Origin of the sequence: Curtobacterium sp. MCLR17_054 (genome assembly GCF_003234335.2) — a bacterium.
In the GTDB taxonomy this organism is placed as follows: Bacteria; Actinomycetota; Actinomycetes; order Actinomycetales; family Microbacteriaceae; genus Curtobacterium; species Curtobacterium flaccumfaciens.
In genome coordinates, this window is the sequence record NZ_CP126263.1 from 3267720 (window position 1) to 3288455 (window position 20736).

Here is a 20736-nt window from a genome sequence, read left to right on the forward strand (position 1 = left end):
GGCGCGAGGCCACCCGCCCGTCAGTGCAACGCCTCGTCCGGCGCGCCCACGCGGAACCCCGTGAACGTCACGGTCAGCCCGGCCCGCGTCGGCCCGGCGCACAGCAGCCCCGCGGACACGACGGTGTCCGGGTCCAGGTACGCGACCCGGACGAGTCGGGGCTCGTCACCCTCGGCCCACGCCCGGATCGTCACGGCGTCACCATCGCGGCTCGCGCGGACGGTCACCACCCGGCCCACCCACTCCGGCACGGGCGACACCGACCAGTCCGAGAACCCACGCGTCACCACGGCGCCGAGCTGCGGCGCTCCGTCCGAGAACTCCACGCCGGCCTTGATCCAGGTCTGTTCGTCGACGCGCAGGAACACCCCGGCCTGGTCGAACTGCTCGGTGTAGTCGAGCACGAACGACGCCTCGACCGAGAACGGCCCGCCCGTCGGCTGCAGCAGCGCGTGCTCGGAGTCGTGCACGAACCCGTACGAGGTGGTCCGCCAGGCGTCACTGCCCTCGACCGCGGTGACGCGGAAGACGTCACCGTCGAACTCGGCGGCCTCCGGCTCGTGCGTCCACGTCCCCGTGGCGACCAGCTCGCGCAGACCGTCGCCCGCGGACCCGCTCACTTGCCGCGCTGTTCGATGGCCTCGACGGCGAGCGCCGCGACGACGAGGGCCGAGTTGTTCAGCCGACCGCCCAGGATCCCCTCGAGCAGCTCCGCCCGCGGGACCCAGCGCGTCACGATGTCGGCCTCTTCGGCCTCGCGCTCGAACGCGGACTCGGTCGACCGGACACCGCGCGCCCGGTAGATCTGGATGAACTCGTCGCTGCCACCCGAGGACGTGTTGTAGCGGACCAGGGGCTCCCACGTGTCGGCCTCGAGGTCGGCCTCCTCGCCCAGCTCGCGCTTCGCCGCCGTCAGGTGGTCCTCGCCCTCCATGTCGAGCAGGCCGGCGGGCAGCTCCCAGTCGCGCAGCCGCACCGGGTGTCGGTACTGCTGGATGACCAGGACGCGGCCCTCGTCGTCCTCGGCGTACACGGCGACGGCGCCCGTGTGGTCGATGTACTCGCGGACCATCGAGTCGCCGTTGTACGCGACGGTGTCGCGGCGCACGTCCCAGACGGCGCCCTCGTACACCACGGTGGATTCGGTGACCTCGAAGGAGGCGGACTCGTCAGCGATCGGTGCGTCTGTCACGGCTCCATCCAAGCACGCGTGCGCCGGGCGCCCCCGTCGGAACCAGGTTCCGGACACAGCACCGCGTCGTTCCGCGGTTCCGTGTCCGGAACCAGGTGCCGTGGACGCGACCCCGGACGGACGGGAGGCGCGGTGCCAGCTGGCACCGCGCCTCCCGTCCGATCGTGGAGACCGGCGCTTACGCGACCTGCTCCTCGGTCTGCGGGTCGAACAGGCTGGACGCCTCGTGGCGCTCGATCGCGGCCGCGACGAGCCCCGCGAACAGCGGGTGCGCATCGGTCGGACGCGAGCGGAGCTCCGGGTGCGCCTGCGTGGCGATGTAGAACGGGTGCACGTCGCGCGGGAGCTCGACGTACTCCACCAGCGTGCCGTCGGGCGAGGTGCCCGAGAAGACGAGGCCGGCGTCCGCGATCTGCTCGCGGTACTTGTTGTTCACCTCGTAGCGGTGACGGTGCCGCTCGGAGGCCTCGGGCGCTCCGTACAGCTCCGCCGCCAGCGAGCCCTCGGTGAACGACGCCGGGTACAGGCCCAGGCGCATCGTGCCACCCAGGTCGCCGCCGGCGATGATGTCGACCTGCTCCGCCATCGTCGCGATGACCGGGGTGGAGGTCTCCGGGTCGAACTCGGTGCTCGACGCGTCGGTCAGACCGACCTCGTGGCGGGCGTACTCGATGACCATGCACTGCAGGCCGAGGCACAGGCCGAGCGTCGGGATGCCCTGCTCACGCGCGAACTTCAGCGCGCCGAGCTTGCCCTCGATGCCGCGCACACCGAACCCACCGGGGATGCAGATGCCGTCGACGTCACCGAGCTGCTTCGCCGCCCCCTCGGGCGTGGTGCAGTCGTCGGACACGACCCACTTCAGCGTCACCTTGGCGTCGTGCGCGAAACCGCCGGCACGCAGCGCCTCGGTGACGGACAGGTAGGCGTCCGGCAGGTCGATGTACTTGCCGACCAGGGCGATCGTGACGGCCTTCTTCGGCTCGTGCACGGCCTTCAGCACCGGGGTCCACGCGGTCCAGTCGACCGGACCGGCGTCGAGCTTGAGCGCCTCCACGATGACCTGGTCGAGGCCCTGGTTGTTCAGCAGCGTCGGCAGGTCGTAGATCGAGGGGACGTCGACGGCGTTCACCACGGCGTCCTCGTCGACGTCGCACATCAGCGCGATCTTGCGCTTGTTCGACTCCGACACCGGACGGTCCGACCGCAGCACGAGCGCGTCGGGCTGGATGCCGATCGACCGGAGCGCGGCGACGGAGTGCTGCGTCGGCTTGGTCTTCTGCTCACCCGAGGCGTTCATGAACGGCACCAGCGAGACGTGCACGAAGAACACGTTTTTGCGGCCGAGCTCGTGCCGCACCTGACGGGCGGACTCGATGAACGGCTGCGACTCGATGTCGCCGACGGTGCCACCGACCTCGGTGATGATGACGTCGGGCTGGGGGTCGTTCTGCGCCTGCTCGCGCATCCGGCGCTTGATCTCGTCGGTGATGTGCGGGATGACCTGCACCGTGTCGCCGAGGTACTCGCCGCGACGCTCCTTGGCGATCACCGTCGAGTACACCTGACCGGTCGTGACGTTCGCGGCCTGCGACAGGTTGATGTCGAGGAAGCGCTCGTAGTGCCCGATGTCGAGGTCCGTCTCCGCACCGTCGTCGGTCACGAAGACCTCGCCGTGCTGGAACGGGTTCATGGTGCCCGGGTCCACGTTGAGGTACGGGTCGAGCTTCTGCATGACGACCTTGAGGCCGCGAGCCGTGAGCAGGTTGCCGAGGCTGGCCGCCGTCAGGCCCTTGCCGAGAGACGAGACGACCCCGCCGGTCACGAAGATCTGCTTCGTCACCTTCGGGGTCGAGTTCGAAGAATTGGTACCGCCGCTGAGAGTGTCCGCCACGGGATTCCATCGTACGTCAGAACTGCCGGGAGGCGCGACCTCGGTTCGCCGTGGGCGTTGCGCGGGTGGGTGGCCGGGTCCTCGGGCCGTGGCCGGGTCGGCAGGCGGCACCCGCCTGCTTGGTCGTCAGGCTCGCTGGCCGGCCACGTCGAGCAGCTCGCGGGCGTGCTCGATCCCGCTGGCGCTGTCGCCGAGTCCGGAGAGCAACCGTGCCATCTCCTGCAACCGGTCCTCGCCCTCGAGCCGGCGCACGCTCGACGACGTGACGGCCCCGCTGGCGTCCTTCACGACGTTGAGGTGGTTGTTCGCGAAGGCCGCGACCTGGGCCAGGTGCGTGACGACGATGACCTGCGTGCGCTCGGCGAGCTTCGCCAGCCGTCGGCCGATCTCGATCGCCGCCGCCCCACCGACACCGGCGTCGACCTCGTCGAAGACGAACGTCGGCACCGTGGTGCTGCCGGCCATGACGACCTCGATCGCGAGCATCACGCGCGACAGCTCACCGCCGGACGCCCCCTTGCCGATCGGCCGGGGGTCGGTGCCGGAGTGCGGCTGGAGCAGGATGGTGACCTGGTCACGGCCGTGTCGGCGGTACTCGCCGGCGTCGGTGACCTCGACCACCAGGGTCGCGCCACCCATCGCGAGGGTCTTCAGCTCAGCGGTCACGCGCTTCGCCAGGTCGGTGGCCGCCTTAGTGCGCGCCGTCGTGAGCGCGGCGGCTGCGGACTCGAGCGCCTGCTCGTCCTGCTCGACCGACTGCTGCAACGCCGCGATCCGGTCGTCGTCGCCGTCGAGCTCGAGCAGCCGGTTGCTCGCGCGCTGTCCGTAGGCGATGACGTCGTCCACCGTCTCGCCGTACTTGCGGGTGAGGCCGGCCAGCAGGGCACGGCGTTCGTTGATGAGTTCGAGATCGTGCCCGGCCTCGGGTTCCAGGGAACCGAGGTAGCTCGAGATGCTCGCCGAGGCCTCGGCCGCCTGGATCCCGAGCTCCGTGAGCTGCTCGAGTACCGGCTGCAGGGCACTGTCCGACGACGCGACGCGCTCCACGGCACGGCGTGCGGACTCGACCAGGCCGACGACGTCGGAGACGCCGTCGAGGGACTCGCTGGACAACGCCTCGTGCGCCAGGGCAGCGGACAACCGCAGCTCCTCGAGGTTGCCCAACCGTTCGGCGCGTTCGGCCAGCTCGACGTCCTCGCCGGGCTGCGGGTCGGCGGCCTCGATCTCGTCGGAGGCCGCGCGGATCCGCTCGGCCTCGGCCACACGGTCGTCCCGGTCGCGGACCAGGACCTCGAGGTCACCGGCGTGCTGCTGCCAGGCGTCGTACGCGGCGACGTACCGGGCGAGGGCCTTCTCGAGCGAGGCTCCCCCGAACCCGTCGAGGGCAGCTCGCTGCGCCGTGGCCGAGGTGAGGCGGATCTGGTCCGACTGCCCGTGCACGGTGACGAGCTGGTCGGCGAGCTCGCCGAGCACCGCCACGGGCGCACTCCGACCGCCCACCGTGGCACGGCTGCGCCCCTCGGCGGAGACCGTGCGGGTGAGGATGAGTTCGCCGTCCTCGACGGTGCCGCCGGCGTCCTCGACGCGTTCGGCGACGGCGTCCTGCTCGGGGACGTGCCAGCGACCTTCGACGACGGCGCTCGACGCACCGCGGCGCACCGAACCGGCATCGGCCCGCGCACCGAGCAGCAGCCCGAGCGCGGTGACGATCATCGTCTTGCCCGCACCGGTCTCCCCGGTGACGACGGTGAAGCCCGGCCCGAGTTCGAGCGTGGTCTCACCGATGACACCGAGGTCGCGGATCGCGATCTCCTCGATCATCGGGTGTTCTCCGTGCTCATCGGGTGTTCTCCGCGCTCATCGGTCGTCCTCGTCGCTCTGGGGGCCGCGCCACCCGGCGACGGGCAGCTGGAACTTCGCGACCAGGCGGTCGGTGAACGGAGCGTCCTTGAGTCGGGCGACCCGCACCGGGTCGGGCGAACGTCGGACCTCGACTCGGGCGCCCGGGGGCAGGTCGTGGGTCCGTCGGCCGTCGCACCAGAGGACACCGACGCCGCTCGTGCGCCGCAGGACCTCGATCGCGAGCGTGCAGTCCGGCCCGACGACGATCGGACGGGCGAACAGGGCGTGGGCACTCAGCGGCACCATGAGCAGCGCGTCGACGTCCGGCCACACGATGGGGCCACCGCCGGAGAACGAGTACGCCGTGGAGCCGGTCGGGGTCGACACGACCACGCCGTCGCAGCCGAACGACGACAGCGGGCGGCCGTCGACCTCGGTCACGACCTCGAGCATCCGCTCCCGCGAGGCCTTCTCGATCGTGGCCTCGTTCAGCGCCCAGCTCGAGTAGACGATCTGGTTGCCGACGACCACGTCGACCTGCAGGGTGACGCGTTCCTCGACGTTGTACTCGCCGGACAGCGCGCGCTCGACGGTCTCGGACAGGCCGTCACGCTCGCTCTCGGCCAGGAACCCGACGTGCCCGAGGTTCACCCCGATCAGCGGAGCGCCGGTGTTCCGCACGAGTTCCGCCGCGCGGAGGATCGTGCCGTCGCCACCGAGCACGATGACGATCTCGAGCTGGTTCGGCTGGACGTCGACGCCGAGGATGTCGACCTTGCCGACCGACGCCTCGGCACGACGGATGTCGGCGTACTCGTCGAAGGGCATGACGGGCGTGAGACCGGCTGCGTGCAGGAGGTCGCAGACCTCGACCGCAGCGTCGATCGAGTCACGGCGACCCGTGTGGGACACGAGCAGGATGTGCCGTTCGTCACTCATGAAGACCCTTCCGTGAGTTCGGTCGCCCGGACTCTCCATTCTGTCGGATTGCCCCCGACACCGCGCTGGAAGCGGGCCAGGTACTCGTGGTTGCCGTGTGTCCCGACGATCGGGGACGCGGCGAGCCCACTGGTGCCGAGGCCCAGGTCCCACGCCACCCACAGCACGTTCATGAGCGCGTCGTTCCGGAGCCCGGCGTCGTGCACGATGCCCTCGCGCACACCGCCACGACCAACTTCGAACTGGGGCTTCACCAGGAGCACGAACTCGTCCGCGGGGACGGCTTCGGCCAGTGCCGGCAGCACGAGTCGGAGCGAGATGAAGGACAGGTCCCCCACCACCAGGCTCGTCTCGGCAGCGGTGCCGTCGAGCGCCAGGTAGTCGGCGCGCGTGAGGTTCCGCGCGTTCGTCCCCTCGACCACGGCGACGCGTTCATCGAGCGCGATGGTGGGGTGCAGCTGTCCGTGCCCCACGTCGAGCGCGATGACACGGCGCGCGCCGCGTGCGAGCAGCACCTGGGTGAACCCGCCGGTGCTCGCGCCCACGTCGAGCACGACCCGGTCGGCGGGGTCGACGTCGAACGCGTCGAGTGCACCGACGAGCTTCCGGGCCGCGCGCGAGACCCACTCGTCCGCGGCGTCGACTTCGATGTCCGCGTCGGATGCGGTCGGCGTCGACGGTTTCAGGACGGCACGGCCGCCCACGAGCACCCGGCCGTCCTGGATCAGCTTGCTGGCGACGGTGCGCGACCGTGCGAGCCCGCGTGCAGCGAGGAGGGCGTCGAGGCGGACCGGGGTCGCGTCGTGCACGGCTCCGTCCGGCTCAGGCACTCGCGGAGCCGCCGCTCTCGAGCCGCGTCCGCAGCTCGTCGTGCAGGGCGGAGAAGGCGTCGGCGCGCTCGGCGAGCGGCAGGGCCTCGGCCTCGGCGGTGCGCGCGGCGAAGGCGTCCTGCTGCTCGGGTTCGGCGGACGGCTGCTCGGGGTTCGGCACGTCCGACACGCTACTCGCCGCCGTACAGCTGCGGGTCCACGTCGAGGCCGTAGATGGCCAACCCGGACTCCCAGATGAGCGCCGAGCCGGCACGGAGCCGATCGATGTCCGTCCCGGCGTCGAGCACCCGGACGACGTGCCCGCGCATCGCCACCGTCGCAGTCCCGACGGTCACGTACCGGGTGCCGTCCTCGTCCTCGCGCCGCACCGTCTCCGGGTACGGCTGGGACAGCCCTCGGAGGTCTTCGAGCACGTAGGTGGGACGCGAGCGCTGGTCGGCCGCGAGCACCTGCTTCGCCTTGTCGATGCCGGTGAGCACGAGCACGCTCGGGATCCCGACGTCGTTCGCGCCCTTGATGTCGGTGTCCAACCGGTCCCCGATGAACAGGGTCCGACCGCCGCCGAAGCGCTCGACCGCCGTGTCGAAGATCGGCCGCTCGGGCTTGCCGGCGACGACGGGCATCCGGCCGACCGCCTGGTGCACGGCGGACACGAGCGTGCCGTTGCCGGGCGCGATGCCCCGCTCGACCGGGATCGACCAGTCCATGTTCGTGGCCACCCACGGCACGTCCGGGTCGGCCAGGGCGAAGGAGGCCTCGGCCAGTTCCTTCCAACCGAGGTCCGGTGAGAAGCCCTGGATGACGGCGGCCGGGGAGTCCTCGGCACTCGAGGTGACGGTGAACCCGGCTTCCTCGACGATGCTGGACAGCCCGAGCCCGCCGGTGACCAGGACGGTCGCTCCGGCCGGCACCAGGGTCGCGAGCAGCTGGACGCCGGCCTGTGACGAGGTGACGACGTCGCCCTCGGACACCTCGAGCCCGTAGCGCTCGAGGTGCTCGGCGACGTCGATCGGCCGGCGCGATGCGTTGTTCGTGATGTAGCCGACCCGCGCCGTGAGCGATGCCCGGGTCAGGGCTTCGACCGCGTGCGGGATGGCGTTGCGGCCCCGGTAGACGACGCCGTCGAGGTCGGTGAGGACCACGTCGACGCCGTCGGTCAAGGCCGCCGAGTGCTCAGCCGGCTGCGGAGCCGTCGACGTCGCGGGGGTTGTCGTCGTCGATCTCGCCGGGCTCGTCGGCTGCGGAGGTGTCGTCGTCGAGGTCGTCGAGGGCGGGTTCGTCATCGAGGTCGTCGGCGAGGTCGTCGGCGGATTCGTCGTCGCCGTCGAGTTCGTCGGTCGCGACGTCGTCGGCGCCGAGGTCATCGGCGTCGTCGTCTCCGGCGTCTCCGTGTTCTTCGACTTCGAGCGTTTCCTCGACCACATCAACTGTCTCCCAAGCGTTGTCGTCCGCGATTTCGGCGAGGGCCGCTGCCGCGCGGTCCACACGGGCCCACCACTCGTCGGCCTCGTCCTGTCGACCGAGCTCCTCGAGCGTGGCCGCGTAAGCACTGTAGAGCGCCGGGGACCACGTGTAGGCGGTGGATGGGTCGAGCTGTGGAATCTCCAGCTCGCCGAGGGCGGCTGTGGGATTCCCGAGGTCGAGACGAGCGCCGGACATGGCGATCGCGAGCTCGACCTGCACCGGGGTCTCGAGGGCCGAGCGCTCGACCGAACGACCGAGCTCGAGTGCCCGCTCCGGACGGCCCAGGCCACGCTCGCAGTCCACCATCATCGGCAGCTGGTCGTTGCGACCTGAGATCCGACGGTAGGTGCGGAGCTCCCGGAGCGCGGTGGCGAAGTCGCCGAGGCGGTACGCGGTGATCGCGGCCGTCTCGCGGACGACACCGACACGACCGGCACGACGAGCAGCACTCAGGGCGTGCTGGTTGGCCGTCTCGGGGTCGTCGTCGACGAAGAGCGCGGCGGCCACGAGGTGACGCGCAACCCAGTCGGCGTTGTCCTTGCTGAGGGTCTTCAACTCCATCCGGGCCGCGGGGTCGAGGTCGCGCGCCTGGATCTCCTCGGGGATCTCCGGGTCGTCGTGGCGCGGACGGATCGACTTGGTGCCGTAGGGGTCGCGGTCCTCCCAGTCGTCGCGCGCGGCCTCACCGAAACGGGCGCCGGCGTGACGGCTGCCGTCACCGAAACGACGACGGTCCTCACCGCCGTCGCGAGCCGGGCGGTCCGACGAACCACCGCGGAACGGACGGTCGGACGAACCACCACGGGCCGGACGGTCGGACGAACCACCACGGTACGGACGGTCGCCGTCACGAGCGGGACGATCGGAGCCCCCGCGGTACGGGCGGTCCCCGTCACGAGCGGGACGATCGGAGCCCCCGCGGTACGGGCGGTCCCCGTCACGAGCGGGACGGTCGGAGCCCCCGCGGTACGGGCGGTCGCCATCGCGACGCGGACGGTCAGAACCGCCCTGGAAGGGTCGGTCCCCGTCACGGCGCGGCCGGTCCGACGACCCGCCACGGTACGGACGGTCGCCATCACGAGCGGGACGATCGGACGATCCACCGCGGTACGGACGATCGCCATCACGACGCGGACGGTCTGAACCACCCTGGAACGGGCGGTCACCGTCACGACGCGGACGATCAGAACCTCCGCCACGGAACGGACGATCCCCGTCACGAGCCGGGCGGTCGGAGCCACCACGGAACGGACGATCGCCATCGCGTCGCGGACGATCGGCACCGCGCGGACCATCGCCACGCGGCGGCCGGCCGGAGTCACCACGGTCGCCCTGCCACGACGGACGGTCGTTCCGGTCGCCGGACCGGAACGGACGATCCCCATCGCGACGCGGAGCGCTGTCCCGGCGCGGTGCACCGTCACGGAACGGACGGTCTCCACCCTGCGGACGATCAAGACGGTCGCCTTCGCGGCGCTCGAACTCACGAGGACCGGACGACCAACGACCATCGCTCTGGCCGTCCCGACGCGGAGCGCCGTCGCGACGCGGGAACCGGTCGCCGTCCCGCCGGGGTCGATCTCCGCGGTCCCCGTCGTTCCGCCGCTGATCGTCGTCGTTCGCCACCGTTGCTCCTCATCGCGTGCCCGGTGCAGTGCCTCGGGCGTTCGTCCGCTGTGTCGTTGTGTTGGGTGCCGCGTCGGTCACCCGACGTCGGCCTCCAGTCCATCACGAACCAGAGCCGGCGTCGAGCGAACGGCGGCAGAAACAGAAATAGCCACCGGCCCCAACCGAGAACGAGGGTTTCCCCTGCGAATTCTCGATGGAGGGCCGATGGCCACATCTTTCATACGTTAAGTCCGGCGGCGTCCTACTCTCCCACAAGGTCCCCCTTGCAGTACCATCGGCGCTGAGAGGCTTAGCTTCCGGGTTCGGAATGTGACCGGGCGTTTCCCTCTCGCTATGACCACCGGAACACCTTCGACCATGATCTGGTCTCAAAGCTGTTCCGACTGCTGCCCTCCGTGAAGAGGGCAGAGCGGTGTATTCAGTTTCGATTCCCGATCGTCTGTCGGGAACCACAAAGTGGACGCGAGCCCGTGCAACAAGTGCACGGAAATCAGTGTGTTATCAAGTCTTCGGCTTATTAGTACCGGTCAGCTCCACGGGTCGTTAGTCCCCGCTTCCACATCCGGCCTATCAACCCAGTAGTCTGCTGGGAGCCTCTCACACTCAAGGTGCATGGAAATCTCATCTCGAAGACGGCTTCCCGCTTAGATGCTTTCAGCGGTTATCCGGTCCGAACGTAGCTAATCAGCGGTGCCCTTGGCAGAACAACTGACACACCAGAGGTTCGTCCATCCCGGTCCTCTCGTACTAGGGATAGATCTTCTCAAATTTCCAACGCGCGCAGCGGATAGGGACCGAACTGTCTCACGACGTTCTAAACCCAGCTCGCGTACCGCTTTAATGGGCGAACAGCCCAACCCTTGGGACCTACTCCAGCCCCAGGATGCGACGAGCCGACATCGAGGTGCCAAACCATGCCGTCGATATGGACTCTTGGGCAAGATCAGCCTGTTATCCCCGAGGTACCTTTTATCCGTTGAGCGACAGCGCTTCCACAAGCCACTGCCGGATCACTAGTCCCGACTTTCGTCCCTGCTCGACCTGTCAGTCTCACAGTCAAGCTCCCTTGTGCACTTACACTCGCCACCTGATTGCCAACCAGGTTGAGGGAACCTTTGGGCGCCTCCGTTACTCTTTGGGAGGCAACCGCCCCAGTTAAACTACCCATCAGGCACTGTCCATGAACCCGATCAGGGTCCTACGTTAGACATCCAAAGTGACCAGAGTGGTATTTCAACAATGACTCCACGAACACTAGCGTGCCCGCTTCACAGTCTCCCACCTATCCTACACAAGCCACTCCGAACACCAATACCAAACTGTAGTAAAGGTCACGGGGTCTTTCCGTCCTGCTGCGCGTAACGAGCATCTTTACTCGTAGTGCAATTTCGCCGAGTTCGCGGTTGAGACAGCTGGGAAGTCGTTACGCCATTCGTGCAGGTCGGAACTTACCCGACAAGGAATTTCGCTACCTTAGGATGGTTATAGTTACCACCGCCGTTTACTGGGGCTTAAATTCAGAGCTTCGCCCAAAGGCTAACCCTTCCTCTTAACCTTCCAGCACCGGGCAGGCGTCAGTCCGTATACATCGTCTTGCGACTTCGCACGGACCTGTGTTTTTAGTAAACAGTCGCTTCCCACTGGTCTCTGCGGCCTTCAACGCTCACGGAGTAAATCCGGTCACGTGTCCGGCCCCCCTTCTCCCGAAGTTACGGGGGCATTTTGCCGAGTTCCTTAACCACGATTCTCTCGATCTCCTTGGTATTCTCTACCTGACCACCTGAGTCGGTTTCGGGTACGGGCGGCTGCAACCTCGCGTCGATGCTTTTCTCGGCAGCATAGGATCACTGATTTCCCCTTACGGGTACGCGTCGGATCTCAGGCATACAGACGACGGATTTGCCTATCGTCAGCCCTACATCCTTACACCAGGTTCACCTTACGGATACCATCGCCTGGCTCAGCTACCTTCCTGCGTCACACCTGTTCATACGCTAACCGCACCAGCATGGGGTCGAGCGTTAGACCGGCCACCATCACCCCGAAGGGATCCGGATGTACCGGGTTAGGACTCTTAGCACCACTGGATTAGCTTGGGCGGTTGTTCGCCGGTACGGGAATATCAACCCGTTGTCCATCGACTACGCCTGTCGGCCTCGCCTTAGGTCCCGACTTACCCAGGGCGGATTAACCTGGCCCTGGAACCCTTGGTCTTTCGGAGGACGGGTTTCTCACCCGTCTTTCGCTACTCATGCCTGCATTCTCACTCGTGTAGCGTCCACGGCTGGATCACTCCGCCGCTTCACTCGCCACACGACGCTCTCCTACCACTCCGCACGACTGAACCACGAAGGCTTGTCTATAGTGCGAAATCTACAACTTCGGTGGTGTGCTTGAGCCCCGTTACATTGTCGGCGCGGAATCACTTGACCAGTGAGCTATTACGCACTCTTTCAAGGGTGGCTGCTTCTAAGCCAACCTCCTGGTTGTCTGTGCAACTCCACATCCTTTCCCACTTAGCACACGCTTAGGGACCTTAGTTGGTAGTCTGGGTTGTTTCCCTCTCGACGATGAAGCTTATCCCCCACCGTCTCACTGCTGCGCTCTCACTCACCGGCATTCGGAGTTTGGCTGACGTCAGTAACCTGTTGAGGCCCATCGGCCATCCAGTAGCTCTACCTCCGGCGAGAAACACGCAACGCTGCACCTAAATGCATTTCGGAGAGAACCAGCTATCACGAAGTTTGATTGGCCTTTCACCCCTATCCACAGCTCATCCCCTCCATTTTCAACTGAAGTGGGTTCGGTCCTCCACGACGTCTTACCGTCGCTTCAACCTGGCCATGGATAGATCACTTCGCTTCGGGTCTAGAACATGCGACTCAAACGCCCTATTCAGACTCGCTTTCGCTACGGCTGCCCCTCACGGGTTAACCTCGCCACATATCACTAACTCGCAGGCTCATTCTTCAAAAGGCACGCCGTCACCCCTACTAAGGAGGCTCCGACGGTTTGTAAGCAAACGGTTTCAGGTACTATTTCACTCCCCTCCCGGGGTACTTTTCACCTTTCCCTCACGGTACTTGTCCGCTATCGGTCATCTGGGAGTATTTAGGCTTATCAGGTGGTCCTGACAGATTCACACGGGATTTCTCGGGCCCCGTGCTACTTGGGATACACATCCGGCCATAACACCATTTCGTCTACGGGGCTGGCACCCACTACGGCCCGGCTTTCAAACCGGTTCGACTATGATGCGCTGTAACCGTCCCAGTCCGGCAGAACTGAGTGACGTGTCCCACAACCCCGACCATGCAACGCCCGCCGGCTATCACACATGATCGGTTTAGCCTCATCCGCTTTCGCTCGCCACTACTCACGGAATCACATGTTGTTTTCTCTTCCTGTGGGTACTGAGATGTTTCACTTCCCCACGTTCCCTCTACCCGCCCTATATATTCAGGCGGGAGTCACCAGGTCGCAAAACGCCTGGCGGGGTTTCCCCATTCGGAAATCCTCGGATCGAGGCTCGATTATCAGCTCCCCGAGGCTTATCGCAGATTTCTACGTCCTTCATCGGCTCCAGATGCCAAGGCATCCACCGTTTGCTCTTAGAAACTTGACCACAAAGATTAAAATTGCGATCCAACGTCACCAATCAGCAGCCCGAAGGCTGATCATGGATGACGCGAATCAAAGATGCTCGCGTCCACTGTGTAGTTCTCAACATACGATCGGCACCAGCACTCCCCCACCACAACGGTAGGTTCACCCTGGCCCGACGAAGGACCCGTAGGCCCAACCCCCACCACCACTCACGTGACAGCAGGAAGCCTGGTCCCTCAGGACCCAACAACGTGCACCAGCCAGCAGCTCCACCCACGACCCGTCCCAACCCTGCAAGCAGAGCGTACTGAGGTCGGAGGCATCACTCCCAACTGCACTGTCAATGTTCCACCCATGAGCTACCCGTCGGACACGTTCGGTCCGAAACAGGCGCCTGGACCAGCAACCAACCACCCCTAATGGGCGACCAGCACTGACCAGATGCTCCTTAGAAAGGAGGTGATCCAGCCGCACCTTCCGGTACGGCTACCTTGTTACGACTTAGTCCTAATCACCGATCCCACCTTCGACGGCTCCTTCCACAAGGGTTAGGCCACCGGCTTCGGGTGTTACCGACTTTCATGACTTGACGGGCGGTGTGTACAAGGCCCGGGAACGTATTCACCGCAGCGTTGCTGATCTGCGATTACTAGCGACTCCGACTTCATGAGGTCGAGTTGCAGACCTCAATCCGAACTGAGACCGGCTTTTTGGGATTCGCTCCACCTTACGGTATCGCAGCCCTTTGTACCGGCCATTGTAGCATGCGTGAAGCCCAAGACATAAGGGGCATGATGATTTGACGTCATCCCCACCTTCCTCCGAGTTGACCCCGGCAGTCTCCTATGAGTCCCCGGCATAACCCGCTGGCAACATAGAACGAGGGTTGCGCTCGTTGCGGGACTTAACCCAACATCTCACGACACGAGCTGACGACAACCATGCACCACCTGTACACCGACCACAAGGGGGCGACCATCTCTGGCCGTTTCCGGTGTATGTCAAGCCTTGGTAAGGTTCTTCGCGTTGCATCGAATTAATCCGCATGCTCCGCCGCTTGTGCGGGCCCCCGTCAATTCCTTTGAGTTTTAGCCTTGCGGCCGTACTCCCCAGGCGGGGCGCTTAATGCGTTAGCTACGACACAGAAACCGTGGAAAGGTCCCTACATCTAGCGCCCAACGTTTACGGCATGGACTACCAGGGTATCTAATCCTGTTCGCTCCCCATGCTTTCGCTCCTCAGCGTCAGTTACGGCCCAGAGATCTGCCTTCGCCATCGGTGTTCCTCCTGATATCTGCGCATTCCACCGCTACACCAGGAATTCCAATCTCCCCTACCGCACTCTAGTCTGCCCGTACCCACTGCAAGCCCGAGGTTGAGCCTCGGGATTTCACAGCAGACGCGACAAACCGCCTACGAGCTCTTTACGCCCAATAATTCCGGACAACGCTTGCACCCTACGTATTACCGCGGCTGCTGGCACGTAGTTAGCCGGTGCTTTTTCTGCAGGTACCGTCACTTTCGCTTCTTCCCTACTAAAAGAGGTTTACAACCCGAAGGCCGTCATCCCTCACGCGGCGTTGCTGCATCAGGCTTTCGCCCATTGTGCAATATTCCCCACTGCTGCCTCCCGTAGGAGTCTGGGCCGTGTCTCAGTCCCAGTGTGGCCGGTCACCCTCTCAGGCCGGCTACCCGTCGTCGCCTTGGTGAGCCATTACCTCACCAACAAGCTGATAGGCCGCGAGTCCATCCCCAACCAAAAAATCTTTCCACCACCAGACCATGCGGCCAGTGATCATATCCAGTATTAGACGTCGTTTCCAACGCTTATCCCAGAGTCAGGGGCAGGTTACTCACGTGTTACTCACCCGTTCGCCACTAATCCACCCAGCAAGCTGGGCATCATCGTTCGACTTGCATGTGTTAAGCACGCCGCCAGCGTTCGTCCTGAGCCAGGATCAAACTCTCCGTAAAAAAATACAGACCCAACACCCGAAGGCATCAGACCGAGTTGATTCTGACTGTTGACTGTCTACTGACAATCTTCAATCCAAAAGGAATTGCTTCATGACCTGGTCAGCAAGCCGACCAGGCACGAGGTCAATCAATAAATTGGCATTGACAATGTGCACGCTGTTGAGTTCTCAAGGACCAGACGCACTTGCTCTTCGGCTCGAGTTCGAGCTTCAGCCACAAGGCTTGTGTTCTTGGCTGCCACCGGTTGTTCGTCGGACCCGGAGGTCCAGTGGCTCATCCCGAGGGGAGAGAACCGGTGGGCTTGTCATCCTAGGCGTCGAAGCGATCCGGCGCAAGGCCAGATCTGAACTTCAGTGGAGGATGGTCCCGCTTGAGGGCCGACGTGCTCTGGGCTTTCGCTCCAGCCGCTCCGCCGCACCTTTGGGGTGACGAGTAAGAACTATACGCAGCCCTGAGCGAGTGCGCCAAGCCAGCCCCCATCCCGGGCGTGTCGCGTTGTGCAACACACGTCGCCCGGACGCAGCGATGCCCGGTTCCACAGGGGAACCGGGCATCGCAGGGGGTCGAGCAACCGGGATCAGGCGAGCGTCACCCCGGCGAGGGTCTTCTTGCCACGACGGAGGACGAGCACTCCCCCGGGCAGGGCGAGTCCGGACAGCGGGGCGGCCGGGTCTTCGGCCCGGACGTTGTTCACGGAGACGCCGCCCTGGTCGATCGCGCGGCGGGCTTCACCGAGGGACTTCACGAGTCCGGTCTCCACGAGTGCCCGTGCGACGTCCGCTCCGGAGTCGAGTGTGACCGACCCCGGCAGCGCGGCGATCGCCGACCGCAGGGTCTCCACGTCGAGCGCACCGAGGTCACCGTTGCCGAACAGCGCGGCCGCGGCATCGATCGCCGCCTGGGTCGCCGCGACTCCGTGCACGATCGAGGTGACCTCGAACGCCAGGGTCCGCTGGGCCTCTCGTCGGAAGGGTTCGTCGGCGACGGCCTGCTCGAGTCGTTCGATCTCGGCACGCGTCAGGAACGTGAACTGCCGCAACCGGGCGATCACGTCGGCGTCCGCCGTGTTGAGCCAGAACTGGTACAGCGCGTACGGCGAGGTCATCTCGGCATCGAGCCAGATGGCGTTGCCCTCGCTCTTGCCGAACTTCGTGCCGTCGGAGTTCGTGATGAGCGGGGTCCCGAGGGCGTGCACCGTGGCACCTTCGGCACGACGGATGAGTTCGGTACCGGAGGTCAGGTTGCCCCACTGATCCGAGCCACCGGTCTGCAGCGTGCACCCGTACTGCCGCCAGAGTTCGCGGTAGTCGAGCCCCTGGAGGATCTGGTAGCTGAACTCGGTGTAGCTGATCCCCGCATCGGAGTTCAGGCGCGCGGCCACCGCGTCCTTCTTGAGCATCGAGTTGACGCGGAAGTACTTGCCGACGTCGCGCAGGAAGTCGATCGCGGACAACGGGGCGGTCCAGTCGAGGTTGTTCACCAGCCGGACGCCGTTGTCGCCGTCCGGACTGAGGAACCGGGACACCTGGGTCTGCAGCCGGGACACCCACTCCGCCACGGTCTCCGGCGTGTTCAGCGTGCGCTCGGCCGTGGGACGCGGATCGCCGATGAGACCGGTCGAACCACCCACCAACGCGAGCGGCTTGTGCCCGGCGAGCTGCAGCCGACGCATGGTCAGGAGCTGCAGCAGGTTGCCGCAGTGCAGCGACGGCGCCGTCGGATCGAAGCCGCAGTAGTACGTGATCGGCTCACCGTCGAGGGCCTCTTGCAGCGCGGTCTCGTCGGTCGAGACCTGCACCAGACCGCGCCACTGCAGTTCGTCCCACACCGAGTCGAAGGCGGGGTCGTTCTGCTGGCGCGTCAGGACGTCTTGAGCGGTATCACTGGACACCCCGCCATCGTAGCGGCGACGGACGTCCGGCAGGCGCGGCGGCCGGGAGGCCCGTGGCCGGGTTCACGAGTCGAGGGCGCCCTTGTGCCGCCGGTACGTCGAGACCGTGGGGTCACCCGTCAGCCAGAAGCGCCAGGGGTACCGCGCCCCGCCGGCGATGCCGCCTACGCCGGTGCGCGGCCCGCGGGAGATCCGCGGGACCGCAGCGCCCGCGGGCAGACCGGCCAGGGTCTCGGACAGGAGCTCGTCGATCACGTGGGCCGGTCCGGCGGAGGCGAGCCGGGCCTCCAGGCCGGGTGCCAGGGTGAGCACGAACGGGCCGGACCCGTCGAGGAGCGAGGTGCCGTCGTCCTGCCCGAGGACCGCTCCGAGCGCACCACCGAGGTTGCCGGGCCCGCGTGCCAGGGCGACGTCCGCGACCTTCGACCCGCGACGCGCTCGCGCGACGTCGAGTCCCTCGACGACCTGCGCACCGCGCAGCAGGGAGCCCGACGAGGTGCCGGCAGGCCCGCTCACGACGTTGACGCAGGTGTGGATGCCGTACGAGCGGTAGGCGTACAGCGTGCCGGGCGGCCCGAAGAGGTGGCGGTTGCGCTCCGTCATCCCCCGGTGACCGTGTGATCCGGGATCGGTGGGGCCGGAGTAGGCCTCGACCTCGGTGATGCGGAGCGCCACGCCGCGCCCAGCGATCGTCGCACCGAGCAGGGCCGGCGCGGCGATCGGGGCGGGCTCGGCGAGCAGCGCGGCGATCCCCTCGGTCATCGCGAGAAGGGCGCGCCCTCGGCCAGGTCGCGGACGCGACGGGTGACGGACGCGAGCTGCTCGGCGACCCGGTCGGGTGCAGTGCCCCCGACGCCGGAGCGCGATGCGACGCTGCCCTCGATGGTCAGGACGGCACGGACGTCGGGCGTGAGGTGCTCGGACACGGACCGGTACTCGTCGTCGGTCGGCTCGTCGAGCTCGATGCCGCGCTCCTCGCAGTACCGGACGAGCGCGCCGGAGACCTCGTGCGCGTCGCGGAACGGGACGCCCTGCCGGACCAGCCACTCGGCGACGTCCGTCGCGAGCGAGAAGCCCTGCGGCGCGAGCTCGGCCATCCGGTCGGTGTCGAAGGTCAGGGTCGCGATCATGCCGGTGAACGCGGGCAACAGGACCTCGAGCGTGGCGACGGAGTCGAAGACCGGCTCCTTGTCCTCCTGCAGGTCGCGGTTGTACGCCAGCGGCAGTCCCTTGAGGGTCGCGAGGAGCCCGGTCAGGTTGCCGATCAGACGCCCCGACTTGCCCCGGGCGAGCTCGGCGATGTCCGGGTTCTTCTTCTGCGGCATGATGCTCGAGCCGGTCGAGAAGGCGTCGTGGAGCCGGACGAAGCCGAACTCCTTCGTGTTCCAGAGGATGACCTCTTCCGACAGGCGCGAGACGTCGATGCCGATCTGCGCGAGGACGAACGCGAACTCGGCGACGACGTCGCGGGCGGCCGTGGCGTCGATCGAGTTGTCCGCCGGGCGGTCGAAGCCGAGCTCCGCGGCGATCGCGGCGGGGTCGAGGCCGAGCGAACTCCCTGCCAGCGCACCGGCACCGTACGGGCTGACGCTCGCGCGGCCGGCCCAGTCGCGGAGGCGCTCGAGGTCGCGGACGAGCGGCCAGGCGTGCGCGAGCAGGTGGTGGGCCAGGAGCACGGGCTGCGCGTGCTGCAGGTGCGTGCGCCCCGGCATGATCGCGGCCGGGTGCTCGGTCGCCTGCTGGGTGATCGCGTCGACGAGGTCGATCACGAGCCGGCCGATGCGCCGCCCGTGGTCGAGCATGTGCATGCGGCCGAGGGTGGCGATCTGGTCGTTGCGGCTCCGACCAGCGCGGAGCTTGCCGCCGAGCTCGGGACCGAGGTCGGCGATGAGCAGGCGTTCCAGGGCGCCGTGGACGTCCTCGTCGGAGTCGTCGGGCTGCAGTGTGCCGTCGGCATGCGCCGCTTCGAGCCGGTCGAGGCCGGCGAGCATCCGTTCGAGCTCGTCGGCGGTCAGGTAGCCCGCGGTGTGCAGCGCTCGGGCGTGGGCTCGGGACCCCGCGATGTCGTACGGCGCGAGCTGCCAGTCGAAGTGCGTCGACTTCGAGAGCGCGGCGAGGGCCGCACTCGGGCCGTCGGCGAAGCGGCCGCCCCAGAGGGCACCGGTGTTGGTGGCGTCGGTCTTCTCGTCGGTCATGTCGTCCTGCGTCGTTTCGTCGGTGCTGGGTCGGGCCGGGGGCTGTTGGTCGGTGCGGGGTTGCTGTCGGTCAGTTCGCCGCGTCGCGGCGGGCGGAGATCTTGCTGGGCAGTGACCAGAGCTCGATGAACCCCCTGGACACGGACTGGTCGAACGCGTCGCCGGTGTCCGACGTCGCCAGGTCGAAGTCGTAGAGGCTCTGCTCCGACCGACGGCCCGTCACGGTGGCACGCCCGCCCTGCAGCCGCAACCGGACGTCGCCGGAGACGTGCTGCTGGGTGTGCTCGACGAAGGCGTCGAGGCTGCGCTTGAGTCCGCCGAACCACAGTCCGTCGTAGACCAGGTCGGCCCACTCGGACTCGACGCCGCGTTTGAACCGGGCGACGTCGCGCTCGAGGGTGAGGCTCTCGAGCTCCTCGTGCGCGGCGATGAGCGCGATCGCGGCCGGCGCCTCGTAGACCTCGCGCGACTTGATGCCGACCACCCGGTCCTCGACGACGTCGATCCGCCCGACGCCGTGCTTGCCGGCGACCGCGTTGAGCTCCTGCACCATGCGCAGCACGCTGAACCGCTGCCCGTCGAGGGCGACCGGGACACCGCGGTCGAAGGTGATCGTGACCTCGTCGGCCTGCTGCGGGAGCGCCGGGTCCTGCGTGGTCGCGTAGAGGTCGTCTGCGGGGGCGGTCCACGGGTCCTCGAGGAGCCCGGTCTCGACCGCTCGGCCCCACACGTTCTGGTCGACCGACCACGGCTCCCGCTCCGAGTGCTGGATCGGCAGCCGGTGCTCCTCCGCGTAGGCGATGGCGCGGTCGCGGGTGAGGGCGAGGTCCCGCACCGGTGCGACGGTCCGCAGGTCCGGTGCGATCGCCGCGACGGCTGCCTCGAAGCGGACCTGGTCGTTGCCCTTGCCGGTGGAGCCGTGCGCGACGCTGTCGGCACCGAGTTGCTTCGCCGTCAGTGCGAGGTGCTTCGCGATGAGCGGGCGGCTCAGTGCCGAGACGAGCGGGTACCGCTTCTGGTAGAGCGCGTTGGCCCGGAGTGCCGGCACGATGTACTCGTCGGCGAACTCGTCCTTGGCGTCGACGACGAGCGACTCCACGGCGCCGCAGTCGAGCGCACGCTGCCGGACCGCCTCGAGGTCCTCTCCGCCCTGGCCGACGTCGACCACGAGTGCGACGACGTCCTTGCCGGTGGCGTCGCGCAGCCAGCCGATCCCGACAGAGGTGTCGAGACCGCCGGAGTACGCGAGGACGACGCGGTCAGCCACTGGTGTCCGA

14 protein-coding genes and 3 rRNA genes are annotated in these 20736 nt (G+C 66.9%); all 17 read right to left on the minus strand.

Going from position 1 to position 20736, the window contains the following annotated elements; genetic code table 11:
- Positions 1–20: 20 nt before the first annotated feature.
- Entirely contained in the window at positions 21–620 is a 600-nt protein-coding gene (locus DEJ08_RS15455; protein WP_111055211.1) for a DUF1349 domain-containing protein, read from the minus strand.
- A complete protein-coding gene (locus DEJ08_RS15460; RefSeq protein ID WP_111055212.1) occupies positions 617–1192 on the minus strand; it encodes an NUDIX domain-containing protein in 576 nt (191 codons plus the stop codon). Before DEJ08_RS15460 ends, DEJ08_RS15455 begins: the two co-directional genes overlap by 4 nt.
- A 178-nt stretch (positions 1193–1370) precedes the next feature.
- Positions 1371–3086, minus strand: a complete 1716-nt coding sequence (gene pyrG / locus DEJ08_RS15465) for a CTP synthase (protein WP_111055213.1) — start codon at positions 3084–3086, stop codon at positions 1371–1373.
- Positions 3087–3212: 126 nt separating this feature from the next.
- Positions 3213–4907, minus strand: a complete 1695-nt coding sequence (gene recN, locus DEJ08_RS15470; protein ID WP_111055214.1) for a DNA repair protein RecN — start codon at positions 4905–4907, stop codon at positions 3213–3215.
- Between the two features lie 36 nt (positions 4908–4943).
- The gene (locus DEJ08_RS15475) at positions 4944–5867 is read right to left on the minus strand and encodes an NAD kinase (RefSeq protein ID WP_071245131.1); all 924 of its coding nucleotides are present in this window, start codon (positions 5865–5867) and stop codon (positions 4944–4946) included.
- Positions 5864–6697: a TlyA family RNA methyltransferase gene (locus DEJ08_RS15480; protein ID WP_111055215.1), complete on the minus strand. Its 834-nt coding sequence runs from the start codon at positions 6695–6697 to the stop codon at positions 5864–5866. The genes DEJ08_RS15475 and DEJ08_RS15480 overlap by 4 nt, the downstream gene beginning before the upstream one ends.
- Entirely contained in the window at positions 6690–6857 is a 168-nt protein-coding gene (locus DEJ08_RS15485) for a hypothetical protein (protein ID WP_164941184.1), read from the minus strand. The genes DEJ08_RS15480 and DEJ08_RS15485 overlap by 8 nt, the downstream gene beginning before the upstream one ends.
- Before the next feature lie 10 nt (positions 6858–6867).
- Positions 6868–7857 (minus strand): HAD-IIA family hydrolase, encoded by a 990-nt coding sequence (locus DEJ08_RS15490; RefSeq protein ID WP_071405861.1) that lies wholly within the window; start codon positions 7855–7857, stop codon positions 6868–6870.
- A 13-nt stretch (positions 7858–7870) separates the two neighbouring features.
- Complete coding sequence (locus DEJ08_RS15495; protein WP_111055216.1) at positions 7871–8722, minus strand: tetratricopeptide repeat protein; 852 nt, start codon at positions 8720–8722, stop codon at positions 7871–7873.
- Positions 8713–9648, minus strand: coding sequence for a hypothetical protein (locus tag DEJ08_RS15500; protein ID WP_111055217.1), 936 nt, complete (start codon positions 9646–9648; stop codon positions 8713–8715). The genes DEJ08_RS15495 and DEJ08_RS15500 overlap by 10 nt, the downstream gene beginning before the upstream one ends.
- A gap of 370 nt (positions 9649–10018) precedes the next feature.
- Positions 10019–10135, minus strand: a 5S ribosomal RNA gene (rrf, locus tag DEJ08_RS15505).
- A 152-nt stretch (positions 10136–10287) separates the two neighbouring features.
- Positions 10288–13415, minus strand: a 23S ribosomal RNA gene (locus DEJ08_RS15510).
- A 433-nt stretch (positions 13416–13848) separates the two neighbouring features.
- Positions 13849–15370 (minus strand): 16S ribosomal RNA (locus DEJ08_RS15515).
- Together the 16S, 23S and 5S rRNA genes form the textbook arrangement of a ribosomal RNA operon.
- 580 nt (positions 15371–15950) lie before the next feature.
- Entirely contained in the window at positions 15951–17264 is a 1314-nt protein-coding gene (gene tyrS / locus DEJ08_RS15520; RefSeq protein ID WP_111054036.1) for a tyrosine--tRNA ligase, read from the minus strand.
- A 63-nt stretch (positions 17265–17327) separates the two neighbouring features.
- Entirely contained in the window at positions 17328–18026 is a 699-nt protein-coding gene (locus tag DEJ08_RS15525) for a DNA-3-methyladenine glycosylase (RefSeq protein ID WP_111054037.1), read from the minus strand.
- Positions 18023–19459, minus strand: a complete 1437-nt coding sequence (argH, locus tag DEJ08_RS15530; protein WP_071405137.1) for an argininosuccinate lyase — start codon at positions 19457–19459, stop codon at positions 18023–18025. Before argH ends, DEJ08_RS15525 begins: the two co-directional genes overlap by 4 nt.
- A 70-nt stretch (positions 19460–19529) precedes the next feature.
- Entirely contained in the window at positions 19530–20726 is a 1197-nt protein-coding gene (locus DEJ08_RS15535; RefSeq protein WP_111047954.1) for an argininosuccinate synthase, read from the minus strand.
- Between the last annotated feature and the right edge of the window lie 10 nt (positions 20727–20736).